Below are 22,070 nucleotides of genomic sequence, written 5' to 3' on the forward strand. Positions count from 1 at the left end.
CAGATAGTCACTATCACATTAGATAAAAATACAGGTAAATTTTATGAGCAAGATGAGCATGTCTGAAATCTATTCTGAACCAGAGGCCTATGGCTTACCACGCAAAGGTATAACACTTAATAATAAGGAAGCTGCGTTGGTGGTAGTCGATCCACAGATCGATTTTTTAAGTCCTCAGGGTATTGGCTGGGAGGTTTTTAAAGACAGCATTATTGAAAATAATACTGTAGAAAACCTCGAGACGTTGTTCAAAATGGCAAAAGAAGCACAACTGCCTGTTTTTATTTCTCCACATTATTACTTTCCGCACGACCATAAATGGCAATCTACCGCACCGGGAGAAACATTTATGCACGGCACTGGAATGTTCAATCGTAAAGGTCCACTGACGATGGAGAATTTTGAAAATTCCGGCGCAGACTTTTTACCGCAGTTTAAGCCATATATTTATGATGGCGAAACGGTCATTGCCTCACCGCATAAGATTTTCGGACCAGAAACCAACGACCTGGTACTGCAATTAAGAAAACGCGGTGTCTCACAGGTCATTCTCGCCGGTATGGCTGCCAATCTGTGTATTGAATCCCATATGCGTGAATTGATTGAGCAAGGTTTTGAAGTTGTCGTCGTTAAAGATGCGACAGCGGGTCCGCGCATTCCGGAAGGTGACGGTTATCTCGCCGCTCTAACCAACTACCGCATCATTGCCAATGATTTATGGGACACCGACACCACGGTTGAAAAGGTAAAGGCAGCAGCTAAGTAATAGCTATGAGTACGGTTACCGAGGGTAATTGTATGTACAACATCGCTCATCCATTAGCCATCAAAATAAATTTCATTAAGCGCGGAGCTTTTCCATGAATCTTAAGTTAAAGGTTATTTCGGCATGTATTTTACTTTCCATGTCAGTTTCAGCTACTCAGGTGTTGGCCGCTGCCAATACAAATGAGACTACTTACTTAGTTAACCGTGGTGATCCACAATTAAAGGTCAACGGCAAATATATCGATCAGATCATTGCCGAGGTAATGGCGAAAAATAATCTGCCGGGTTTATCCATGGCGATTGTTCAGGCGCCTTATATTCCGCGCTCAGCGGGATACGGTCTGGCAACGGCAGCCAATGATGAGCTTGCTTCCACCAAAACCATGTGGGGAATTGGCCCTATCACGCAGGCTTTTACTGCAGTCGCAGTAATGCAACTGGTAGAGCAAGGCAAATTGGATCTTAATACTCCTGTGAGTGTTTATTTGCCTGGCCTGCCGGAAAGCTGGCATAACATTACGATTCTGGAATTAATGCAGCACTCATCCGGGATCCCTGATTTCAGATCTTTCGGCTATAAACAAGAGCAAAAATATACACCTGCGCAGCTGGTGGATCTTGTTAAAGATAAACCGCTCGAATTTAAAAACGGCACGGATATCAACTCCAGCGCAACCGACTTTATCCTGTTAGGTATGGCTGTCGAGAAAGTCAGCGGAATGAGTTACGTAGACTTCGTCAACAAATACCAAATTGCGCCGTTAGGTCTGCAAAGCACCATGTTCGCAAAAGACATGCCAACGAAAGCATTCCTTGATCGCCCGACGCCTGACAAGCAACACAATCAGCATTCGAAATTTAAGTCAGAAATTGACTGGATCAACCCTGTTGAGCCTGCAACAGGTTACGTCGCAGCGGGTGACAAACTGGCGCCTGTCAGCGCGATCGCCACTGATAATCTGTACGCCTATGGTGGTCTGTGGTCGTCAGCGGAAGACATCAGTAAGTGGGATATCGGTCTTGCCGGCAGCACGCTGGTTAAAGACAAAAAGCTGCGCGACATTATCTATAGCCCGGCAAAACTGAAAAACGGCAAAGTCGTGCCTGCCATGGCCGGCTGGGAATTTACCCGCCATCCTGGTTTTCTGGAAATCAAAGGAACCACAGGTGGCTTTAGCGCCTATCTGAGCCGCTTTACCGCCGGTGATGAACTGGTTTGCGTGACAATGCTGACCAATAAAGAAGGCGTAGACATGACTCAGGTGGCTCGTGATATCGCTGAAGCCTATAAAACCGGGCTGGGTTCTGGGTTAAATTCAGAGAAGATCAAAAATCAGGAAAGTAAATTCTCTGTCGATGAAACGGTCTCCCGACTGAAAGCCATTCTGAAAAGCGAAGGCGTTCCGGTATTCACCGAAATTGATCACGAGAAAAATGCCGAGGGCGCGGGAATGAACCTGAGGCCAACGAAAGTCCTGGTATTTGGTAACCCTAAAGTCGGCACAAAACTGATGCAGGATAAACAGGGGGTCGCGCTGGATCTGCCGTTACGCGTCTCCGTATGGCAGGATAAGAACGGGCGAGTTTGGGTCGGTTATGAAAACCTGGATGACGTAGCAAAAACCTATGATCTTCAGGACAAGCAGACCATTGATAAGATTGACAACTTTATGACTAAGCTGGTCAGTCGGGCTGTTGATGCTTATATCCAGTAACGGGATATAGCACTCCCAGTCTTCTCATGCTGCGGGACCGTTAAAGCTCCCGCAGCGTGTCAGCGCCAGCTTAATAGCGGGCTAAACGCCTCGCGGCCCACCAGGGCACGAAGCGCAGGCAGATGACAGTTACGCGCCAGAAGCGGAGGTACGGCAAAAATAATGTCGCCGGACAGCATCACATTCTCAAGTTGTCCCCACAGGTACCAGCCAGTTTCAACGCCACTGTCCGGGACGCGTAAATGCAAATGCCATCCCTCCTGCGGCTCATCAGCAATCCCCAGCCATTGGCTAAATCGGGGGATTTCAGGCACAACCTGAGTCACTAACGAACACACACCAACCTGGTTTGCCGGTATATACAACGTTAGCGCTCCCAAAGTAATACGTACCGCCGCCAGATTAGTGGGAGCCGTCATAACAGCTGGTCTCCTGATAACGCTCAAAGACCAGATTCAGATCGAGCAGCGTGTACCAGGTTTCCATCACGTTAACCACCCCCACAGCGATGCTTTGTAACGCCGGGGGCAACGAATCACCTGGCAAATGAATCTGGCTTTCGGCGACTTCCAACACATCAATCAGTTTATCTATCAGGATCCCACTTTGCATTTTCTCGGCGCATCCAATCAAAATAGTGCGCTTACCTGCCGAATTGACGGTAGGTTTATCGATCAGGCTGTCCAGTCTCATTACCGATTCCACCCGTCCACGATAGTTGATGACCCCTTCAAGCATTGGCGCGCAACAGGGAACCCAGGAGATCGGGCGCTCAGCAAGGATCTCTTTAATTTGCGCCCCATAGAAGGCAAAATTTTTACCCGCCAGTTGAAATAACACCAGCGTACGCTGGGGTTCATCAACGTTTTCACACTCCGGTTTTTCACCATGGTTCAGCGCAAGAATCTGCTCCAGCTGTTGGCTCATATTGACTCCTTTTACTCGGCAATGCAGAAAGTATTACGGCCATTTTGTTTCGCGGCATACAGCGCCTGATCGGCGCGTTCGCGTAGCGTTTCAATCCGATCGCCAAACTGCCACTGGGCAATACCCGCGCTGAAGGTACTGTGAAAACTGGCGTCGTTAACGGAAAATGTGACCTGCTCGTAATCCCTGCGCAATCGTTCGACCACGCGTGCGGCCTTGTCACTGCTGGTGTTGGGCATAATGATGACAAACTCTTCACCACCGTAACGGCCAACGATATCGGTGCTGCGTAATCGATGAGAGAACAACTGCGAAATACCGACAATTACCTGGTCACCGACCGCATGACCGTAGGTATCGTTAACGCTTTTGAAGCGATCCAGGTCCACCATTACCATACAAAATGGGTTGCCGCTGTAGTTCGACTCGGCAATCGCGCTTTTGAGAAAATGGGTGGTCGTTGAGTGGTTATATAACCCGCTCAGACTGTCCTGCGACATGCGGGCGCGCAGGACGCGCATTCTTTCCGCGCGGATCGATACGGCGCGGATCAGCTCCTCAGGGTCGCTCTGTTTGAGGATAAAATCCTCCGCGCCGATGCTCATTGCTCCTAACTGCGCATGCTTGTTGGTCTCGCTGGAGAGATAGGCGATAGGCAGGCCAATATGCTGCGGTATTTGGCGAATCAGTTTTGTCAGTTCCTCACCGCTGAACTCCGGCATGTGATAATCCATCAACACCAGATCGATCGGCTGCGCATTCAGTACATGCAGTAGATAGTGAGGTTTTTCCAGCACATGCACTTCCATGCCCGCCATGCGCAGCATCTCCGCGTTGTATTCCGCCACCGCGGGTTCGTCATCAATCAACAATACCTGGTAAGGCTTTTTCAGCGACGGTTGAGTCAGGCGATGAAGTTCCTGGACTAAATCGGTGATAGACGCAGGTTTTACGTAGTAGCCATCGCAGCCAGATTTGATGGCGTTGACGCGGGCATTGAAATCGCTATGACACGAGAGGAACAGCACAGGGAAAGGTTTGCCCACTTTTTGTTTCAAATCCGACATCGCCAGCGGTCCACCGTAGGCGTTGTCCGGAAAGCTAACATCCATAATCACCACGGCGGGCGGTTGCGACAATACGGCCTGAGTGAAATCCTGCGTGTTCGCGAACACATGGCAGGTAAAACCAAAACAGCGCAGTTGGGTCGCGAGCAGCTCGACCTGGTCAATATCATCATCACACAGGTAGATAGGCTTACTGGCCCGCCGAACATATCCCTCTTCCGGGCGCTGCGCGGTGATCGGTAATGTGAACTCCGTATCGCTGATACGATGTTCAAGATTGAGCTGCTCCTGGGTCAGGGTGTACAACCACCTGATGATTCGTCGCAGCTCATCGTAATGCAATGTGCTTTGCTCTATTTCCGGCTCTGTTAGTAAACGCTCACCTTCTGCTGAGGCATTCGCCAGCGGGCTAAAGCCAAAGGACCCTGCCGAACCGTGAATACTGTGCAGCAGGATATGTAGCTGTTTGCGACAGGCTTCGCTAGGCTCTGCGACCAGTTGAACGAGTAATCTTTCCGCTTGTGCCAGCATGTCGGGAATTCGGCGTAGAAACCCCTGCCGCAAACGCGCTATTTTTTCCTGCGCTACCGCCATCGCTATATGCTTATTTTCTTCTTTCATCAAACACGTAGGCTTATTCAGTTAATCGCAGATGGTTGCAGTAGCGCATTGACAGCAGCCCCCAGATTTTCCGCGAGGTTTTCATCTTTTTTCACCCAACGGTCGTACAGAGCGTCGCTGCCCGTTACTTCATTGGCACTTAGTAAAATAAAAGGCTTAGCCCAATCCTGAGCGCGTAACAGCGCCAGCAAATCCAAACCACTGATCTCTGGCATATGCAGATCGCTAATCACCAGGTCGATGTTGTTATCCGAGTCCAGGCACGCCAGGGCGGAAATCGCGCTTTCCACAATCACCACATCGTAGCCGTCCATTTGCAAAAATATGGATGCCAGTTCAGCCGCAAAAAGATCATCATCAACTAATAAAATTCGCATTTTCTCTCTCGATTTTGCGCCATCAGCACAAAAGCATTTTTAATGTTTTTATCAAACTGTCCTGCTCGAAATCGCCCTTGGCGATGTAGGCATCCGCACCCACCTGAATCCCCCGTCGCCGGTCTTCTTCCTTCGCGCGGGACGTCACGATGATGATTGGCGTATGCTGGTAGTTTTTCTCCCCACGCAACGATTTGGTGAAGGTGAAACCATCCATAAACGGCATTTCGACATCCGTCAGTACGGCATCAAACTGGGTCAGCTTCGCTTTTTGCAGCCCCGACAGCCCGTCTTCTGCCAGAGTCACCTGATAGCCGTGCGCTTCCAGCACGTTCTTTTCTATCTCACGGGTATTCAGTGAGTCATCAACCACCAGCACATGCCAGGCATCCTGCGTTACGCTCGTGGCGGGCGCTGGTGTGCTGGTTTGCCGTGATTGTTGCGCCATCGCCATCAGCGCGGGAACGTGCAGGATGCTGACCAGTTGGTTATCCGGTGTTTGTACCATCCCGGAGACCAGCGACTGCTGTTGCATATGCTTCGGTAACGGTTTGATCATCATCTTGCGTTCATCGAGCAGCTTATCCACCTGCAGCGCCATTTTGCTGTACTGGTTCTGCACCACGATTAATCGCTGTCCAGGCGTTGAAAAGCTGCTCTGGCGTTCATGAATGCCCAGCAAGCTACCTACGCAAACCACCGGGATAAACTCGTTATGCAAGATAATGGCAGGACGTCCGGCGATATCGCTGATCCCCTGTGGCGTGCATTCCACCACCTCAACCACATACTGCGCAGCCAGTCCAAACAGGTGCCCCTGCTCTTCAAATTGCAGAATCCGCATCATGGTTAACGAAACAGGCAACCGCAGGTTAAAGCTGGTTCCGACTCCCGGACGGCTATAAACCTGCAAATCGCCTTGCAGGTCGGTCACCACCGTTTTGCGCACCACATCAAGACCAACGCCGCGACCAGAAAGCTCGGAGACTATCTTGCTGGTCGAAAAGCCGGGATGAAAAATCAGCTCATTACATTCCTGCTCGGAGAGCTGCCCGGCCATTGAAGCAGGAACAAGACCTTTACTGACCGCCTTCGCGCTGATGGCCTCATAGTTCAGACCACGGCCATCATCTTCGATACGCAGTAGTATCCCGCTGCCGTCCTGCTGGGTGGTTATGGTAATCGTGCCGCGAGTGGATTTACCGAGCGCCAGACGTTCGTCGATCTCACCAATCCCGTGATCGACGGCATTACGCAGTAGATGAGTCAGCGACTCCGAAAGCCGATCAATGAGCTGGCGGTCGATTTCCACTTCTCCGCCAACAAAGCGGCACACCACCTGCTTGTTCAGTGTGGAAGCCAGTTCGCTGACCTGCAGCGAAATGGGTTCAAACAACGTTGAAAGTGGCAGCATACGGATCCGCGCCGCCACATCGTATAGTTCAAACATCTGCAAATGCTGGAGCTGAACGCTTTCTTTTAGCTGGGCGCTAAAGTCATGGATCTGCTGGCGAAGCTGTTCAGCGCTTAATCCCGGTAACCGTGGTACCAGTTGACTCAGGTTTTGTATCTGCTGTTCCAGGCGATCATGTCCGGCGAGCACCTCCCCCAGAATGTCGATCAGGCCATCGAGCTTGTTCAGTTTTACCCGAACGAAATCAGCCTGCTTAATACCGGAATCTATACTGGCTGGCGTCGCGGGCGCAGGGACTACCGGTTTTTCTGTTGCCCCGGCAGTTTCGACAGCCAGCGTGATATCCTCTCCCCGACTGGCGCGGGCAAGGCGTTCGCATAGCCCGGCATCCGCCGGTGGCAATTGATTATCCCCTTCGCTGACAAAAAGCTGGGTAAGCTGACCAGAAAGGTACTCCACAGACTCATGGATCAGATTGCCCAGCGCCCTGTCCGGCGTCAGTTTGTTATCACGTAGTTCACTCAATACATCTTCAAGATGATGCGTGACATCGGCAATACTTTGCAGCTTCAGCATCCGCGCGCCCCCTTTCAGGGTATGCGCAGCGCGAAACATCTCACCTATCCAGGCGTCGGTATGTTCATCAGCGGAGAGGAGAAACGCCCCTTCGCTGATCGTCTGCAAATGACCTCTCCCTTCATCAATAAAGCGCAGAACGAATTTTTTCAGATCGATAGCCATAATCGCTCTTATTAGCCACTTTGATGGGCGAATTGCGCCAGTTGATGTTCACACAGGAAACGAAACGTATTGCCAGGAAATACCATTGGCAAACGCAGACGACAAACCGATGACGGATTGTTTATCTCGTCGTTCAGTAACTGCATCACCACACGATAAGTCCGTTGAGCAGGCTGGTATAACTCGCTTTGCCGGTACATTTCAGCCAGATAATAGTGCGCAGGCCAGTAGCCGGGTTCCTGATAAACCACCTGCTTGAACCAGGCGATGGCCTGCTGGGTCTGGTGTTGCCACATCATCGCCAGGCCGAGCAGCATTTTGGCCTCTGCCGACCACTCATCCTGGGCGAGGATCTGCTGTGCGTTTCCGGCTGTTTGAGAAAATTCACGCTGCTCGAGGGCAATAACGCCCTGGATCAAAAGCGCATCCTGATTACGGGGATCGTCACGTAACACACAGGCGATACACTTTTCAGCTTCAGAAAAACATTTTTCATCGAGGCTGGCGCGTGCTTTCTTCAGCCAGTCATTACTCTGCTGCGCCGTGGGCACCAGAGGAACCTGTTCAACCACCGCTCTCGACTGCGGAATGCGCACCGCAACTCTGGGGACAGGCACAACCCTTGCCGCTTCACGATGGTGGCAAAAATAGAAAATCCCCTCTTCCTGCTCCAGCTTCAGAATGTCGAAATTGTTAGCCAGCGTTTCCGCATTGCCAAAAAATAAGGCTCCCTGCGGTTGCAACATCTTCAGCAAATTACCGTGCAGCTCGCGACGCGTTGGCGTATCAAAATAGATGGACACATTGCGCAGCAAAATGATGTCCACTTCCGGCAGTAACTGTTCTTTTATAATGTTGGTGCGATGGAAGGTGACCTTCTCACGGATCTCATCATGCAGCCGGTAGAGGTTTCCCGAGCGGGTGAAGTAGCGTTGCTGAATACTCGGGTCGACGCCACGAAACGAGTAGCTTGAATAGCAGGCGTTGCGGGCTTTTGCCAGGATTGCCGGGTCAATATCACAGCCGTAAATTTCGATGCGCTGGGCCATCCCGCCGAGGTATTTCTCATGCAGCTTGATCGCCAACGAGTAGGCTTCCTCTCCGGAAGAGCATCCGGCACTCAGAATACGCACCGGGCCACTGCGCTGTTGCAACAGACGCGGGATCCATTTATCGCAGATTAAATCCAGCGTATCGCTTTCACGGAAAAAATAGGTTTCGTTAATCGTAATCAGCGTGATGAAACTATCAAACTCATTCTGCGAGCTACGCAGTTGTTCATAGTATTCATAGTAATCATTGATTTTTCGCTCGGCCATTCGCCGACCCAGCGCCGTTTTCAGCAATGCTTCCATGGCGTTATCGAAGTGCAAACCGACCCGTTCTTTGATCAGGCGAGCATAGTCAGGAAGATTAGGGATCATGGCAATTTACTCTCAACATGCCCGTGGCAAGCCATCGAAAGCAGTACTGCAGCAAGACCATCCAGAGGGATCGTGCGGTGTATCAGTTGCTTGTCGATCGCGTTCTTATTCATACCGAATACCACCGAACTTTCTTCGTCCTGCGCCAGCGTTGTTCCGCCATGGCGGACAATAAGCTCAATGCCGCGGCAGCCATCGCTGCCCATGCCGGTCATAATCAGTCCGACGGCTTTTTCGCGAAACACCTCAGCCACTGACTCCAGCAACAGGTTGCAACTGGGATGGTAAACGTCGCTTTCCTGTCGTGGGATCGCCGCTAAACGCTGGTTGCTTTTGACGATCAGGTGCTGCTCCGGTGGCAATATATACACATACCCCGCTTCCACCCGATCGTCCTCCTGCGCCAGTCGCACCTTCAGATCGGTCACGCTATCCAGCCAATGCACCATATTTTTCGCGAAGCCATCGGCAATATGTTGGGCAATAAGTACCGGGCACGGGAACGTACCGGGCAGCTTCTGTAACAGTTTACTGAGCGCCTGCGGCCCGCCCGTCGAGCAGGCAATCGCCAGCACAAAAGGCCAGTCCTGTGGCGTTTTTACAACGTCTATCATCGGTCGTGCAGTGGGGATTACCGGTTCGCCTGGATAGCGTAATCCCTTGATATGTCGAATAACTTTCACACCGACCAATAATTCTACTTTACGATGCAAAGCATCCGTTGAGAGTGGTGAATCACTGCTATGGTGCAACACCGCCAACGCACCACGGGAAATGTAGTCATCATCCCATTGATTCTCTGGACAAAATCTCATGACAAGGATCGGGATTGCGCTGGTTGCCATGATCGTTTCCACGATTTCGACGTTATCAGCGCCCGAAATATCCAGCGTCAGAATCAGCAGGTCAGGCATCAGCTGTTGCAATAGTCGGATCGCCTGCCTGCGATGGGCTGCTTGCCCTACCACCTTAATGTGCGGGTGATCCTCCAGTTGCCTGACCAGCTCATTACGCGATGCGCTGCCCAGGTCGAGGATCAGCACCCGAATGTTGCTGCTATTCATGCATCTGTTTCCGTCAGTGTGAATGAGGACGAAGCCTCTTTCAGCGCTTTCGACAGTTGTGTCATATCCTGACTGACAACCAGAATGTCTTTGATAGATTGCGAGGTATAGTTACTGGCAACAACTATCTCACGCAGCGCCATGACCACCTGATTACTCGCCGTTTTCTGTTGCTGTGTTGAAAGCGATATTTGCAGCGCAGCCGTCGAGGTTTGCTCGGCCGTAACAACGATATCGTTAAGATGTTCAGCACTGACTTTACAGGCTATTGCGCCCGCTTTAATGCTCTCGCCGCCTTTTTCCGCGTTCAGCACCAGACGATTAATCGCGTTTTGGATCTCGCTGATCTTATTTTCAATTTCAACCGTCGATTCCGTCACCGAATCCGCCAGACGGCGGATTTCAGCCGCCACAACCGAGAAACGCTTACCGGCTTCCCCGGCGCTGGCAGCTTCGAGCGCTGCGTTAAAGGCGATAAGTTTCGTCTGATCCGCGACGCTGTTAATGATCACCATCACGCGACTGATTTCCGTCGACTTACTACCGAGCATCATGATTTCACGCATGTTTTGCTGATTGTCGGTATCAATATCCGTCATACGCATCAGCAATTGCGACATCGACTCGGAGCCTTTATTGCAATCCTCGAGCGTCTGGTTGGCAATATCCACAACCGCCCGTGAGTGTTCGGCTATCTGTGTCGATGAGGCAGACAGCTCTTCCATGGTGGAGGTAATTTCAGCTACTGAAGATGAGGTTTCCACGCTGGTTGATGCCTGCCCATCGACCGCTTCGGTAATATGCAAAGATGCCTGATGTACCGAATTTGCATGAGAAACCATACCGCCTACCAACGAGTGCAGACGCTGACGCATCATCTCCACCGCACTCAGCAGTTCGCCGATCTCATCGTGGTGATCGACCTGAACATCCACCGTTAAGTCGCCTTCGGCAATGGTTTGTGCAATCCCCAGGACACGGTTTAAGCGCCGGGAAATCAGGAAACGGCTGGCCACAGCAATCAGCAGTAAAATGATGGGCAGCAGCAGCGCGGTGAACAGCAGCAGACCGTTACGCACCAGATTGCTGCTCTTGGCGACATCATCAACATAGTTGGTGGTGGCGATTATCCAGTTAATCCCTTCAACGTATTCATAAACGGCAACTTTGGTCTTCGGCAATGCACCATAACCGCTCACCCAGTTGTAGTAAGTGATGCCATTCTTGTGTTCGAGCATGTCGGCAAACAGCTTAAAACCATTAGCATCGGTAATATTAATTGCCTGCTGGTTGCTCAACGAGGGATGGACCAGCATACGACCTGGTTCAAATCCGGCATCCAGCACATAGGCGTAGCCATCTTTACCAATATGCACATTCAACAAACGCTGAATGATTGGTTGCAAACTCTGTTTGACGTCGAAACCCACCGCGACGGCCCCCACGACCTGACCATATTTGTCGGCAATCGGTTCGTAGTGACTAATAAACTGTTTACCGAACAGTGTGACCACACCGGAAAAGGGTTTATTTTTCAAAAGCAGCGGCAATGCCGGATTATCATGCCCTAGCGCTGTTGCTGTTGCCGTATTGCCTGAACTCGCCAGTAACGTACTGCTGACACGCACAAATTGCTCGCCTTGCAGAATAAACGTACTGGCAAATACGCTGGTTAACTCGGTGAAATGTGAGTTAGTATTCGGGTTGCTCAGCACCGTTTTTAATTCAGTAGAGTCCATATAACGCAGCGGTTTATTGGCAACGTTTTGATAATTATTAATATAAACATTGCTGTAATGTTCCGCATCGCGAGTCACACGCTGAAACTCGTTAGAAATACTGTTGTGGAATATCCGCGTGTTGGTTTTAATCATCTCCAGCGCATTGACCTGCAATTCTCTGGAAAGATAAGACGATAATATAAAAGAGGCTCCAATCAGCAACGTTGCGATACAAACAACCAAAATCATACCGAGCTTCATCGCCACACCGGGATGGATGTTGTGCAGCCAGGACAATAGTCGAGCGCGCGGTCCCTCACTGGTGGTATTCGCCGTTCGATTTTTTACTTTAATAATGTCACTCATGATTTTTATTCTCTACCTGAGAAGAAATTACTCTTTTTTTGGTCATCAGGAGCTAGCGCCCTGTGATTCGAGCGTGAACAGCGGCGTAGGTTTGCCAATGTGATATCCCTGTAACCAGCCCACATTCATTTTTTCCAGACAGGCCTGAATAGTGGCGTTCTCGACAAATTCAGCGACCACCTGCATTTTTTTCATTTCAGCAACGCGGCAGAATGACTCAACGATGTAGTAACTAATTTCACTTTCGGTGATCCGTCGAATAAAAGAGCCATCTATTTTCAGGATATCTGCTTCGATATTCATCAAGCGCGCATGACTCGCAAACCCGGTGCCAAAGTCATCAATTGCCACCCGACATCCCAGCTGACGTATTAAACGTAGCGTTTCCACGGTTTGTTCTTTGTCTGATAACGTATCTGCTTCCGTTATTTCAAAAATAATCCGCTGTGGCTCCACCGCGTAGTCGTGCAGGAGTTGGGTGATCTTCGTAACAATATTTGAACGACACACCGTTACTGGTGCCAGGTTAATAGAAAAACAACGCTGCGGGTGGCTACGCATAAATTTGAGGGTGTTTTCGATAACCCAGAGATCGATATCCGGTGCCAGCCCCGCATCATGAGCAACCGGCAGGAAACTGTTCGGTGGAATAAATTCTCCCCGTTCGTTAAGCATACGGATCAATATTTCATGATACGGCGCTTCACCGTGGGTACTGACTATTGGCTGTGCCATCAGGACAAACGCATTGTTATCCAGCGCATTTTGCAGCGCAGTGCGAATTTCCGTTTTATCAACAATGTGGTTGCCAAGGATCCGGCTATGCTGCGCCTCAAGGTTTTCCGGCCTGCCGTTGGTGAGAGATAAACCCGCCACCATGCCCAGTTTCCCCACCAGCTGATAAATATCATCACTCAGATCGTTAATCAGGCAATAGCCCAAACCACTGCGAAAACCCAACCGATGGTTGTTGTAAAAGAGACGAAAACTGTTGGCGGCCTGATACAGATCGCATAGCCGCTCCCAGGTGCCATTTTCCAGCCGGATGAGCAGATCATAACCCGCGTGGTAATAGACTTTCTCGCTTTTCACCAGATGTCTGCGCAAATGCTCAGCAAGGATCTTCTGGTAGCGGGCGCGGAAATGAAAACCATAGCGACGCGAAAAAAGCTCCAGCTCGGGGATCTGTATCAGACATACGGTCGCGCGTTCAGTGGTAAATAGCTCCGTCTTCAGCGCCCGTAAATTTGCCATGCCTGTCATCGGGTCAGTCAGCCCCAGCAGCAGCGCCTGGTTAAAACGCTGACGGGTAAATTTTGCCAGTACCCCCATGATCACAATGGTGAGTGAAAAGACAAAGATCAACGTCGAAACCAGCGCCTGATGCAGCATAAAGTTAACATTGCTGGCGATATAGCTGTCGTTATGTTTGCCTAAGATGATTAATACGATCGTCCACACCAGCATTGTGAACAAGTGGCCAATCTTGATTGCTCCCCACAGCATCAACGGAAATAACAGGATCAGGCTATAGATAGAGAAAAAAACATCCAAATTATCCGGTGATGTTAAGAAGAACATCAGAAAAAACAGCAAGATGCACCAGGATATAACGCCGTAGACGCCGACATTGCCTTTACACTGTTCGGCAATGGCCCGCATAAAGGTCAGCAGGAAAGACGGTCGACGAATGATGCGGTAAATCTTGTAAAATAAAGGGATCCCCGTCAGGCAACCGTTGATGATCCCCTGAATACGTACCAGCATGCCCAGACTCAACGCCGGAATGTTATCCACATCGGGGCGTTGTCCGTGGGCGACAAACATTGCAAAGAGTTTGCTGAACACCAGATACAGCAGGACGTTGTAGCCACAAAGCCAGAGCAGACGATTAAAGCTAATTTTGATGCGACCAAAGCTAACGCAGCTGCGTCTGCCGGTGAATTTGCGGTACGCGGCATAACTTAAGGTCGACGCGATGATCAGGCACAACGCATCTACCCGTTCATTTTGCGGACCGACCACAAACATGACCGTCAGGAACAGAAGAAACCCCGGCAACACCCGAAAACCGAACAAGACCAATGCGGCAGAAAATACGGCTAGCTTGAGATCGTAAACTGTTAAAATAGTATTATTGAGAATGCTATAACCGTTAAGATATTGTGCCAGCGGGTAAAAAAGGCCAGGTAAGACAAGTGGCAGGCACCATTCCCGAATGTTTTTTATCGTGTTTGAATTTATTATTGCGTCCAAATCAATTTATCCGCTATGCACTATACCAATAGGACTTTAATCCAGACTCGAATGTCACAAACAAATCCTTTTGGGTCAGCCGATGAACCATAGCAAAATTGTCAACATTGACCGCGCACTGAGAAAATAAAATAAGGTTCTATAATGAAGAGAGCATGTTATTCATATCAAATCAGGAAATAAATACCCATTTATAGACAAAAATGGACATCCGGTGGGGATGAAATCACTAAAATGCCTGTCCAAAAAACTGCTAATTCATTGATGTTTAGTAAAAAACAAAAAAGCCTTTGTCAGTTTCCCAACACCTCCAACCAGTACGTATAAAAAATCTTCTCAAGCACCATGAATGTCAACATTAATATCCTGAAAGGGGCATTCAGAAAATGTATTTTTATGTACACTTTTGCCTATTGACGAAAAGAGCAGCGTTATCTATATTCGCATACCGTTATTTTTGTCATTACTCACCATGGTTCAATGTTAGTTATTTGTTACGTCATTACGTTTCACATCTTTCATCTACTTATTTGCAACAATAATATTCCATCAAGTAATAACAGAAATTAATTTTAGCACCGAATAATCTTTTCAGGAATTAACATAATCCGTGGCAAAGTCTCTGTTTTCCCTTAAAGCAATAAAAGGGTGGCAACATTCAATCACTGGCAAAATAACGCAATTCTTGCTGGCGGGTATCGTTATTGCGTTTAGTGCTGGCGCGTTTACCAATTGGAGCCTGATAGATAACTTTTCTTATCAGCAGTGGGTACAGCGGGCTGAAGCGAATGCACAGATTATGACCTACATCATCCGCAACGTGTATACCACCGTTTCGGTCGAAACCAGCGACGCAGGACAGATATCCCGCATTGTCTCCGACAGACAGATTGGTGACACCGACTCTATTATGCAAACCGGTTATAACCCGGTTGACGTTCTGGCACTGGCATCAGTACAGACCCATAGCCCTACATGGTTGTTTCTGTATACGCCGGAGAAAGGGTTTGTTGGCATCAACAACAAGTCAGAAGAGGGTGATGGGATCATCTCTTTCCCCGGTCGTCTGCCGCGCGATGTGCTGGGTAACTACTATGTTGGCTTCGCCCAGATTAATGGCGAAGAGTGCTTTATCAGCGCCGTCCCTATTCTGACGCCTTCAGGTGAGATCCTCGGTAGCCTGATAAGCAGCATCGGTAAAAAAAGCGATCTCTACGCCACCTACGATGCGATGCTGAAAAAAAGCAGTATCATTTTTGTCCTGATTTTGCTGGTAACGCTGGCACTGGTCACGATGTTTATGCGCCGTTTATTCCGTCCGGTTCCGCTGCTTATTAACTCCCTTACCCGCATCGCCCATGAAGAGACGGACTGTATAACGCCCTATCTCGATCAGGACGATGAGATTGGACATCTGGCCGGGGCGATTGAAAAATTGCGCGTCGCCATGAAAGAACGCGGCTATCTGCAACGTATGCATGAAATGTCGCAAAAGATGGAGCATATGGCCCATCATGATTCGCTGACCGGATTGCCCAACCGCGTATCGTTTGGCCTGGCTTTAGATAAGCGCGTCAGTGAACTTCATCAGGAGGACAGAGCGTTCAACCTGCTGTTGATTGACCTCGACAACTTCAAGCCGGTGAACGACACCTTTGGCCATAAAGCGGGCGATGAACTGTTAATCAGCGTTGCCCAGCGCCTGCAGCTCTTGCTGGGACCCAACGATATCGTGGCGCGTCTGGGCGGTGATGAATTCGCCATTTTGCAACATGTCGATGACAACGCCATCAAAGAAGCACATCGCCTGGCGAAGCGAATCATCCGCGCGCTGAGCACCCCATTTACCTGGAGCACGCATACTTTTTCCATCAGCTGCAGTATCGGTATTACCACCGCGCCCAGGCAGGGCAATAATAGCTCTACGCTCATGATTAATGCCGACCTTGCCATGTACGCGTCTAAACATCACGGCCGGGGTTGCTTCCATTTCTTCGAAGACGGCATGGTGATGATGCAAACTCACAGCCTGTTTATTAATCAGGAAATTATCGATGGTATTGATAACAAGGAGTTCGAACTTCATTACCAGCCAATCATCAATCTGGAAGATGAAAGCGTGTATGGCTACGAATCACTGATCCGCTGGAATCATCCAACTAAAGGACTGATTTACCCTGATTATTTTATCAACATTGCCGAGAACTCCGGTCTGATCGTGCGTTTGGGCGAATGGATTATTCGTCAGTCCTGTGAAGCCGCTGCCAAATGGCCGGAACGTATCAGGGTAGCCGTCAATATATCGGCCTACCAGCTGCACAGCCCAGGACTGGTTGACGTGATCAAAGATGCGTTACGCATCAGTCAACTTTCAGCCGAACGTCTTGAAATAGAAATTACCGAATCCGAAAAGCTGGATAAGTCGATTGCCTTACCCGTGCTGCAAGAGATCCGCTCTCTGGGCATTGAAATTGCGATGGATGATTTAGGCACCGGCTACGCGGCACTGGATTATCTGCTGATCTATCCTTTCACTCGCATCAAGATAGCGCGCACGCTGGTCGACAAGCTCCAGCAAGATAATGCCAGCCAGTATTTGATTGTGATGCTGATTCAGTTTGCCCATAAGTACAATATGTCGGTCACCGCTGAAGGGGTAGAAACCGCACAGCAACGCGACATTCTGCGCGACATTGAGTGCCAGAATGTTCAGGGCTATTTCTTTAGCTATCCGCTGCGCGAGCGTGAAGTGCTTTCCGCATTTGCCGCAGAGGCCATTGAAGAAGGACTGTGCAATGTCTGACTTCTTTCGCCCGGTAAAGGGCATGCTGACGATTTTTGCCCTGTTAATAGTTTTAGCAACGCCATGCTTAGCAGGCTCTCCCCTGCCGTTGCACACGCTGGAGCAAATCGCCAACAAGAAAAGCATTACCCTTGGTTATCAGGATGATGCGTTTCCTTTCTCCTGGCAGAATGGCAACGTGCCTGCCGGCTATTCCATTGATATTTGCAACAGTATCGTCAGCGCGCTCAAGACAAAACTTCAGCTTAAAAATTTGAAGGTCGAGTGGGTAAAAGCTAACTCGGCATCACAGTTTGTCCTGATTAAAAATCACATGGCAGACATAATGTGTATCCCGGCCTTTTATTCGAAAAGTCGCCACAGCATTAGCGAGTTCTCGCTGCCGTTTTATTTTTCAAGCACCCGCTTCGTCATGCGTAAAAATAAAAACAACGACAATCTGACAGAACTTTCCGGACATAGCGTACTGGTAAAAAGCGGCACGATTTACGTTGAACAGTTGCAAAAAGTGAATGCTGCCAATGACCTGGATATTAATATTCAACTCGATACCAACAATATTACCGCATTCAATGAACTGAAGAGTGGTGAGTATTCTGCACTGATCTCCAGTACGGTTCTACTCAAAGGGATGATCGCGCAAACGCCAAATCCTGAAGACTATAAACTTTCCGACATTGCGCTCAGCGCCCCGCTACCGGCTGGCTTGTTACTGCCGTTACACGATAAAGAATTTAAAGAATTTGTTGATGGCACGCTCTCTTCCCTGATGACCAGCAACGAATTTACTGCGCTGTACAATAAATGGTTTCAGTCACCGATTCCGCCGAAAGCCATTAATTTAAACATTCCCATGTCAGATAACCTGAAAGCATTAACGTCTGCTAAAAAGAAGATCAGTTTTGATTATGAAAAATATAATTAATCGTGAGATGACAAGGGTAAAGCGTACGGCGCAATGGCTGTTTTTACTGGCAGGCCTCGTCATCTCCCCCGCACTGATGGCGCAACAGAACGCTGCGACGCTCGATCATATTCAGAACAGCAGCGTGCTCAACGTGGGTTACCGCCAGCTGCCGCCATTTTCTTTTACTGACCGCAATGGCAAAGTCACGGGTTATACCATTGCGGTTTGCAACATGATTGCCGATAAATTGCGCCAGAATCTGAAGCTCAATAATTTAACCATTCATTACATTCCCGTGAATTTTGCCGAACGTTTCTCCGCATTAAACTCGCGTAAAATAGATATGGACTGTGGCGTAAATACCAATGCGCCGGAGCGGACCGCCAGCGTGTCGTTTTCTGAAAACTATTACACCGCAAAAATGCGCATCATCTCTTTACGTAAAAATAATATACGGTCAATTTCCGATCTTAAAGGTCGCACGGTGAGTCTGACCGGAAGCTCAAAAGATTTGCTGGAATTTAATAAAGCCAACAGAGAGCAACATCTTAATATTTCAACGATTACCAGCACCACCATTAAGGGCGCATTTGAGAAGATGGCGCATAATGAATCCGCCGCTTTCTTTATTGATGATATTCTGGCCTGGCCGCTAATTAATCATAGCGAGCAACCTGAACTGTTCAGCGTCTCTTCTGAGAGCATCGGTAATGATATGCACTATGCCATTATGATGAGGAAAAACGATCAGCAGTTTGTGACGTTTGTTGACAGTACGCTGAAAGATTTTTTTGCCTCGCCGGCCAACGTGCAATTACGTAAAAAGTGGTTGTCTCCCTGGTCCTGCGAAAAGCTGAAAAACCCGTCACCGGGCAGTTGTCAGCATAGCCATTGAACATTATCCGCCGCTGCTTACGCCACCGCCTGCTGCGCCTGTGGAAAATCCCCGGGGCGCTGCTGCTATTGCTGTCAGTCCATTCGCTGCGCGCGGCCTGGGATTTTGCCAATATTCAACAAAAGTCTGATGCGCTTTATAGCCCGGCAACGCCAGAAGCGCAGCAACGGATCCACGCCTGGCAACAGCTTCTGCTCCAGTTGCGTAATGCTGACGAGCAAACGCAATTACGCGCTGTAAATCAATTCTTTAACGATAAGATCCGCTATACCGAAGACATTGATGTCTGGCATAACGTCGATTACTGGGCAACCCCTATCGAGTCGCTGCGCAAGGGTGAGGCAGATTGTGAAGACTACGCGATCGCCAAATATTTCACCCTCCGCCAGTTGGGAGTATCAGAAGACAAACTTCGCATCACCTATGTTAAAGCCCTGCGTTTAAACCGCGCACACATGGTGCTGACCTGGTACGCCACCCCTGAGGCGATTCCTCTGGTACTCGACAGTCTGACCAGCACTATTTCTCCTGCGACGCAGCGCATGGATCTATTCCCCGTCTACTCCTTTAACAACACCGGCCTTTGGCTTCCCGGCAATCAAAACAATAAACGCGTTGGGGACAGCAAGAGGCTTTCTCGCTGGCAGCAAGTTTTCACCAAAATGCGGGAAGAAGGCTTCCCGATGGATAAATAGGAATCGCCCGTGTCTCTTTTTAAACAGTTACTTCTGGCAATCTCTCTCTTTATGATGGTTGTGTTCAGCGGCAATTTTATTGTGACGCTGGAGAGTTCTCGCAATCAGTCCAATAACCAACTCCTTTCACATGCCCAGGATGCCGCAACGGCGCTAGGCGTTTCGCTAACGCCCAACGTCAACGACCCGGCAATGATCGAGCTGATGGTCAGTTCCATTTTCGATAGCGGTTACTACAAAAAAATCCGCATTGTCGATCTGGCGAACGGCAAAATAATGCTTGAGCGCAGTGCGGCAGCGTCAATTCCCAACGTCCCGGCCTGGTTCGTCGATCTGGTGGATGTTACCCCGCAAACCGGTGAAGCAACGATTATGCGCGGCTGGCAGCAGGCAGCTCGCGTGGAAGTGACCAGCGATCCTATCTTTGCCGTGCAGCGTCTGTGGGACAATACCTTAGGCAACCTGCTGTGGATGCTGTCCTGTAGCCTCGCCAGCTTAATCGCCGGTATTCTGCTGCTGCGCAAACTGCTGCGCCCACTCAATTACATGGCAAAACAATCCGAAGCTATTACTCGTCGCGAGTTTCTGACGCTCCACGAGTTACCCAAAACGCCGGAATTACGCCGCGTTGTAGGCGCCATGAATTTAATGGCCGCGAAGCTTAAATCGTTATTTGAAGAACAAGCTATCTATAGCGAGCGCCTGCATAATGAAGCTTATCTCGACAGCCAAACCGGAATTGCCAATCGCCGGGCTTTCGATATGCAGCTTGAGGCGCGGCTAAGCGATGCCGATACCGCACCGGGATATCTGATGCTGGTCCGCGTTCAGGATTTAGGCGGTCTGAATCAGCGCTTTGGCGGACCGCATACTGATAAGCTGTTGCTCAACATCACCAACCTGCTGAACGCGCACAGAGAAAAGTATGCCCCTCTCGACAGCACGCTTGCCCGCATTCGCGGCGGTGAGTTCGCCCTACTCTGCCCTGGCGTCACACATGGTGAGATGTTGGATTTGTGCAATTCGCTGTGCCAAAAACTGACAGCCTTTTACGCCACCGGAATGTCAGACCAACAGCCGGTGGCCTATACCAGCATGGTGCCGTTTAGCGCCGGAGATAATGCTCAATCATTGCTGATCCAGGCCGATCGCCTGCTGGTTGAAGCGGAAACACACACCGACCATCAGGTGGTTCCCACCACTGAAGTTCCTGCGAGTACAGAAGATCAGCATTTGTGGTTTGTGCGTCTGGAGCATGCACTGGAAAATCAGCAGTTCCAGCTGGTTTATCAGCCGGTAGTCGATTGCCGCCAGCCGGACAAAATCCTGCATTACAAGGTGCTGTCGCGCATTATTGATGAGCAGGGTAACGCCATTACCGCGGGACGGTTCCTGCCCTGGATCCACCGCTTTGGCTGGAGCCATCGCCTCGATAAAGCCATGTTGAAACTGACATTGAACCAGTTGAAAACCGCGCCCGGAAAATTGGCGTTGAGTATCTCCGGCAGTTCTGTCGCCAGTGCGGCCGCCACTGCTGAGCTACTCACCCCGCTGCGCTATTCACCGAAATTAGCCAGTCAGTTGATTCTGGAACTGGATGAAAATCAGTTACCCGGTCCCCATCAGATGGCGGCATTTGTTAAAACCGTTGGTCAGCATCGCTGCTCGCTGGGTCTGCAACACTTCGGTAGCCGTTTCGATATGATTGGTCATCTGTCGCAGTGGGGACTGGCTTATCTGAAAATCGACAGCAGCTATATCCGCAATATTAATGAAGAAAACGATAAACGGTTATTTATTGAAGTATTGTGCAGTGCCACGCGCAGTATTGATTTGCCGCTCATTGCTGAACGTGTTGAAACGAAAGGTGAGCTTATGGTGCTGCAAGAATTAGGGATTGATGGAGCAATGGGGCAATTATTAGGTGAGCCCGCGCCATTGTGATAAAACTGGCGTCTTGATACGCCTTTGTATAGCCGGATGGCGCTACGCTTATCCGGCCTACAAACTGCCTGCATCAGCTAAAATATACGATCATCGTTGCCAAGCAGCTGTTCTAACCCGCCAAGTTCCTGGCGCGCGTTCGCACGATTCATTAATTTAACCTGCGCCATCGGTGGAAGATCGGTAATGGCAATCACGCCTTTACGGATCAACAGGTTAATCAGGTCGTCGAGCACGCGAACCATCTCCAGGTCGCTTTTTTGCAGCATCGCTAAAGCCTGCTGATTGTCATTTTCAGGACTTTTTGCCACGCCTTCTGCCTGAACGTTTGCAGCAGATGAATCAGAATTCATATCAGTGCCTTT

General features: G+C 49.6%; 17 protein-coding genes. 7 read left to right on the forward strand and 10 right to left on the reverse strand.

Going from position 1 to position 22,070, the window contains the following annotated elements; genetic code table 11:
• Positions 1-43: 43 nt before the first annotated feature.
• On the forward strand, positions 44-766 hold the full coding sequence (locus OGX86_RS19525) for a cysteine hydrolase family protein (RefSeq protein ID WP_081365275.1): 723 nt from the start codon (positions 44-46) through the stop codon (positions 764-766).
• A gap of 94 nt (positions 767-860) precedes the next feature.
• A complete protein-coding gene (locus tag OGX86_RS19530; protein WP_048225289.1) occupies positions 861-2,483 on the forward strand; it encodes a serine hydrolase in 1,623 nt (540 codons plus the stop codon).
• Between the two features lie 59 nt (positions 2,484-2,542).
• On the opposite strand, the gene OGX86_RS19535 is transcribed toward OGX86_RS19530, so the two are convergent.
• The 9 genes from OGX86_RS19535 to OGX86_RS19575 are packed head-to-tail and all read right to left on the reverse strand — an operon-like array spanning position 2,543 to position 14,284.
• The gene (locus OGX86_RS19535) at positions 2,543-2,902 is read right to left on the reverse strand and encodes a hypothetical protein (RefSeq protein ID WP_003825861.1); all 360 of its coding nucleotides are present in this window, start codon (positions 2,900-2,902) and stop codon (positions 2,543-2,545) included.
• Positions 2,886-3,410: a chemotaxis protein CheW gene (locus OGX86_RS19540; protein ID WP_286640450.1), complete on the reverse strand. Its 525-nt coding sequence runs from the start codon at positions 3,408-3,410 to the stop codon at positions 2,886-2,888. The genes OGX86_RS19535 and OGX86_RS19540 overlap by 17 nt, the downstream gene beginning before the upstream one ends.
• An 11-nt stretch (positions 3,411-3,421) precedes the next feature.
• Positions 3,422-5,098, reverse strand: coding sequence for a diguanylate cyclase (locus OGX86_RS19545; protein WP_048225292.1), 1,677 nt, complete (start codon positions 5,096-5,098; stop codon positions 3,422-3,424).
• A gap of 17 nt (positions 5,099-5,115) precedes the next feature.
• Complete coding sequence (locus tag OGX86_RS19550; protein WP_008785648.1) at positions 5,116-5,475, reverse strand: response regulator; 360 nt, start codon at positions 5,473-5,475, stop codon at positions 5,116-5,118.
• Positions 5,476-5,497: 22 nt separating this feature from the next.
• Positions 5,498-7,630 carry a hybrid sensor histidine kinase/response regulator gene (locus OGX86_RS19555; RefSeq protein WP_128316622.1) on the reverse strand — a complete coding sequence of 711 codons (2,133 nt, stop codon included), beginning with the start codon at positions 7,628-7,630 and terminating at the stop codon, positions 5,498-5,500.
• An 11-nt stretch (positions 7,631-7,641) separates the two neighbouring features.
• A complete protein-coding gene (locus OGX86_RS19560) occupies positions 7,642-9,054 on the reverse strand; it encodes a CheR family methyltransferase (RefSeq protein ID WP_103014832.1) in 1,413 nt (470 codons plus the stop codon).
• Positions 9,051-10,118: a chemotaxis protein CheB gene (locus OGX86_RS19565; protein WP_128316623.1), complete on the reverse strand. Its 1,068-nt coding sequence runs from the start codon at positions 10,116-10,118 to the stop codon at positions 9,051-9,053. The genes OGX86_RS19560 and OGX86_RS19565 overlap by 4 nt, the downstream gene beginning before the upstream one ends.
• Positions 10,115-12,205, reverse strand: coding sequence for a methyl-accepting chemotaxis protein (locus OGX86_RS19570; RefSeq protein ID WP_048215671.1), 2,091 nt, complete (start codon positions 12,203-12,205; stop codon positions 10,115-10,117). The genes OGX86_RS19565 and OGX86_RS19570 overlap by 4 nt, the downstream gene beginning before the upstream one ends.
• 45 nt (positions 12,206-12,250) lie before the next feature.
• On the reverse strand, positions 12,251-14,284 hold the full coding sequence (locus OGX86_RS19575; RefSeq protein WP_240498915.1) for an EAL domain-containing protein: 2,034 nt from the start codon (positions 14,282-14,284) through the stop codon (positions 12,251-12,253).
• 787 nt (positions 14,285-15,071) lie between these two features.
• On the opposite strand from OGX86_RS19575, the gene OGX86_RS19580 reads away from it, so the two are divergent.
• From OGX86_RS19580 to OGX86_RS19600, 5 genes are read left to right on the forward strand one after another with little or no spacing between them, the layout of a single operon-like run.
• Complete coding sequence (locus tag OGX86_RS19580) at positions 15,072-17,264, forward strand: putative bifunctional diguanylate cyclase/phosphodiesterase (RefSeq protein ID WP_136392289.1); 2,193 nt, start codon at positions 15,072-15,074, stop codon at positions 17,262-17,264.
• Positions 17,257-18,189, forward strand: a complete 933-nt coding sequence (locus OGX86_RS19585; protein ID WP_136392290.1) for an amino acid ABC transporter substrate-binding protein — start codon at positions 17,257-17,259, stop codon at positions 18,187-18,189. Before OGX86_RS19580 ends, OGX86_RS19585 begins: the two co-directional genes overlap by 8 nt.
• A gap of 7 nt (positions 18,190-18,196) precedes the next feature.
• Positions 18,197-19,066 (forward strand): transporter substrate-binding domain-containing protein, encoded by an 870-nt coding sequence (locus tag OGX86_RS19590; protein ID WP_286640455.1) that lies wholly within the window; start codon positions 18,197-18,199, stop codon positions 19,064-19,066.
• A 2-nt stretch (positions 19,067-19,068) separates the two neighbouring features.
• Positions 19,069-19,761, forward strand: a complete 693-nt coding sequence (gene lapG / locus OGX86_RS19595) for a cysteine protease LapG (protein WP_502872565.1) — start codon at positions 19,069-19,071, stop codon at positions 19,759-19,761.
• A gap of 9 nt (positions 19,762-19,770) precedes the next feature.
• Positions 19,771-21,705: a bifunctional diguanylate cyclase/phosphodiesterase gene (locus tag OGX86_RS19600; protein ID WP_286640460.1), complete on the forward strand. Its 1,935-nt coding sequence runs from the start codon at positions 19,771-19,773 to the stop codon at positions 21,703-21,705.
• Positions 21,706-21,782: 77 nt separating this feature from the next.
• Here OGX86_RS19600 and OGX86_RS19605 read toward each other — a convergent pair whose 3' ends face one another.
• Positions 21,783-22,058 (reverse strand): hypothetical protein, encoded by a 276-nt coding sequence (locus OGX86_RS19605; protein WP_284106309.1) that lies wholly within the window; start codon positions 22,056-22,058, stop codon positions 21,783-21,785.
• Positions 22,059-22,070 lie beyond the last annotated feature (12 nt).

The organism is Citrobacter sp. Cpo040, assembly GCF_030332915.1.
GTDB lineage: Bacteria > Pseudomonadota > Gammaproteobacteria > Enterobacterales > Enterobacteriaceae > Citrobacter > Citrobacter portucalensis.

Excerpts from the sequence above, each read along its gene's own strand:
- OGX86_RS19525 (WP_081365275.1), top strand. The coding sequence starts at position 44 with ATGAGCAAGATGAGCATGTCTGAAATCTATTCTGAACCAGAGGCCTAT.
- OGX86_RS19530 (WP_048225289.1), top strand. The coding sequence starts at position 861 with ATGAATCTTAAGTTAAAGGTTATTTCGGCATGTATTTTACTTTCCATG.
- OGX86_RS19535 (WP_003825861.1), bottom strand. The coding sequence starts at position 2,902 with ATGACGGCTCCCACTAATCTGGCGGCGGTACGTATTACTTTGGGAGCG.
- OGX86_RS19540 (WP_286640450.1), bottom strand. The coding sequence starts at position 3,410 with ATGAGCCAACAGCTGGAGCAGATTCTTGCGCTGAACCATGGTGAAAAA.
- OGX86_RS19545 (WP_048225292.1), bottom strand. The coding sequence starts at position 5,098 with ATGAAAGAAGAAAATAAGCATATAGCGATGGCGGTAGCGCAGGAAAAA.
- OGX86_RS19550 (WP_008785648.1), bottom strand. The coding sequence starts at position 5,475 with ATGCGAATTTTATTAGTTGATGATGATCTTTTTGCGGCTGAACTGGCA.
- OGX86_RS19555 (WP_128316622.1), bottom strand. The coding sequence starts at position 7,630 with ATGGCTATCGATCTGAAAAAATTCGTTCTGCGCTTTATTGATGAAGGG.
- OGX86_RS19560 (WP_103014832.1), bottom strand. The coding sequence starts at position 9,054 with ATGATCCCTAATCTTCCTGACTATGCTCGCCTGATCAAAGAACGGGTC.
- OGX86_RS19565 (WP_128316623.1), bottom strand. The coding sequence starts at position 10,118 with ATGAATAGCAGCAACATTCGGGTGCTGATCCTCGACCTGGGCAGCGCA.
- OGX86_RS19570 (WP_048215671.1), bottom strand. The coding sequence starts at position 12,205 with ATGAGTGACATTATTAAAGTAAAAAATCGAACGGCGAATACCACCAGT.
- OGX86_RS19585 (WP_136392290.1), top strand. The coding sequence starts at position 17,257 with ATGTCTGACTTCTTTCGCCCGGTAAAGGGCATGCTGACGATTTTTGCC.
- OGX86_RS19590 (WP_286640455.1), top strand. The coding sequence starts at position 18,197 with ATGACAAGGGTAAAGCGTACGGCGCAATGGCTGTTTTTACTGGCAGGC.
- OGX86_RS19605 (WP_284106309.1), bottom strand. The coding sequence starts at position 22,058 with ATGAATTCTGATTCATCTGCTGCAAACGTTCAGGCAGAAGGCGTGGCA.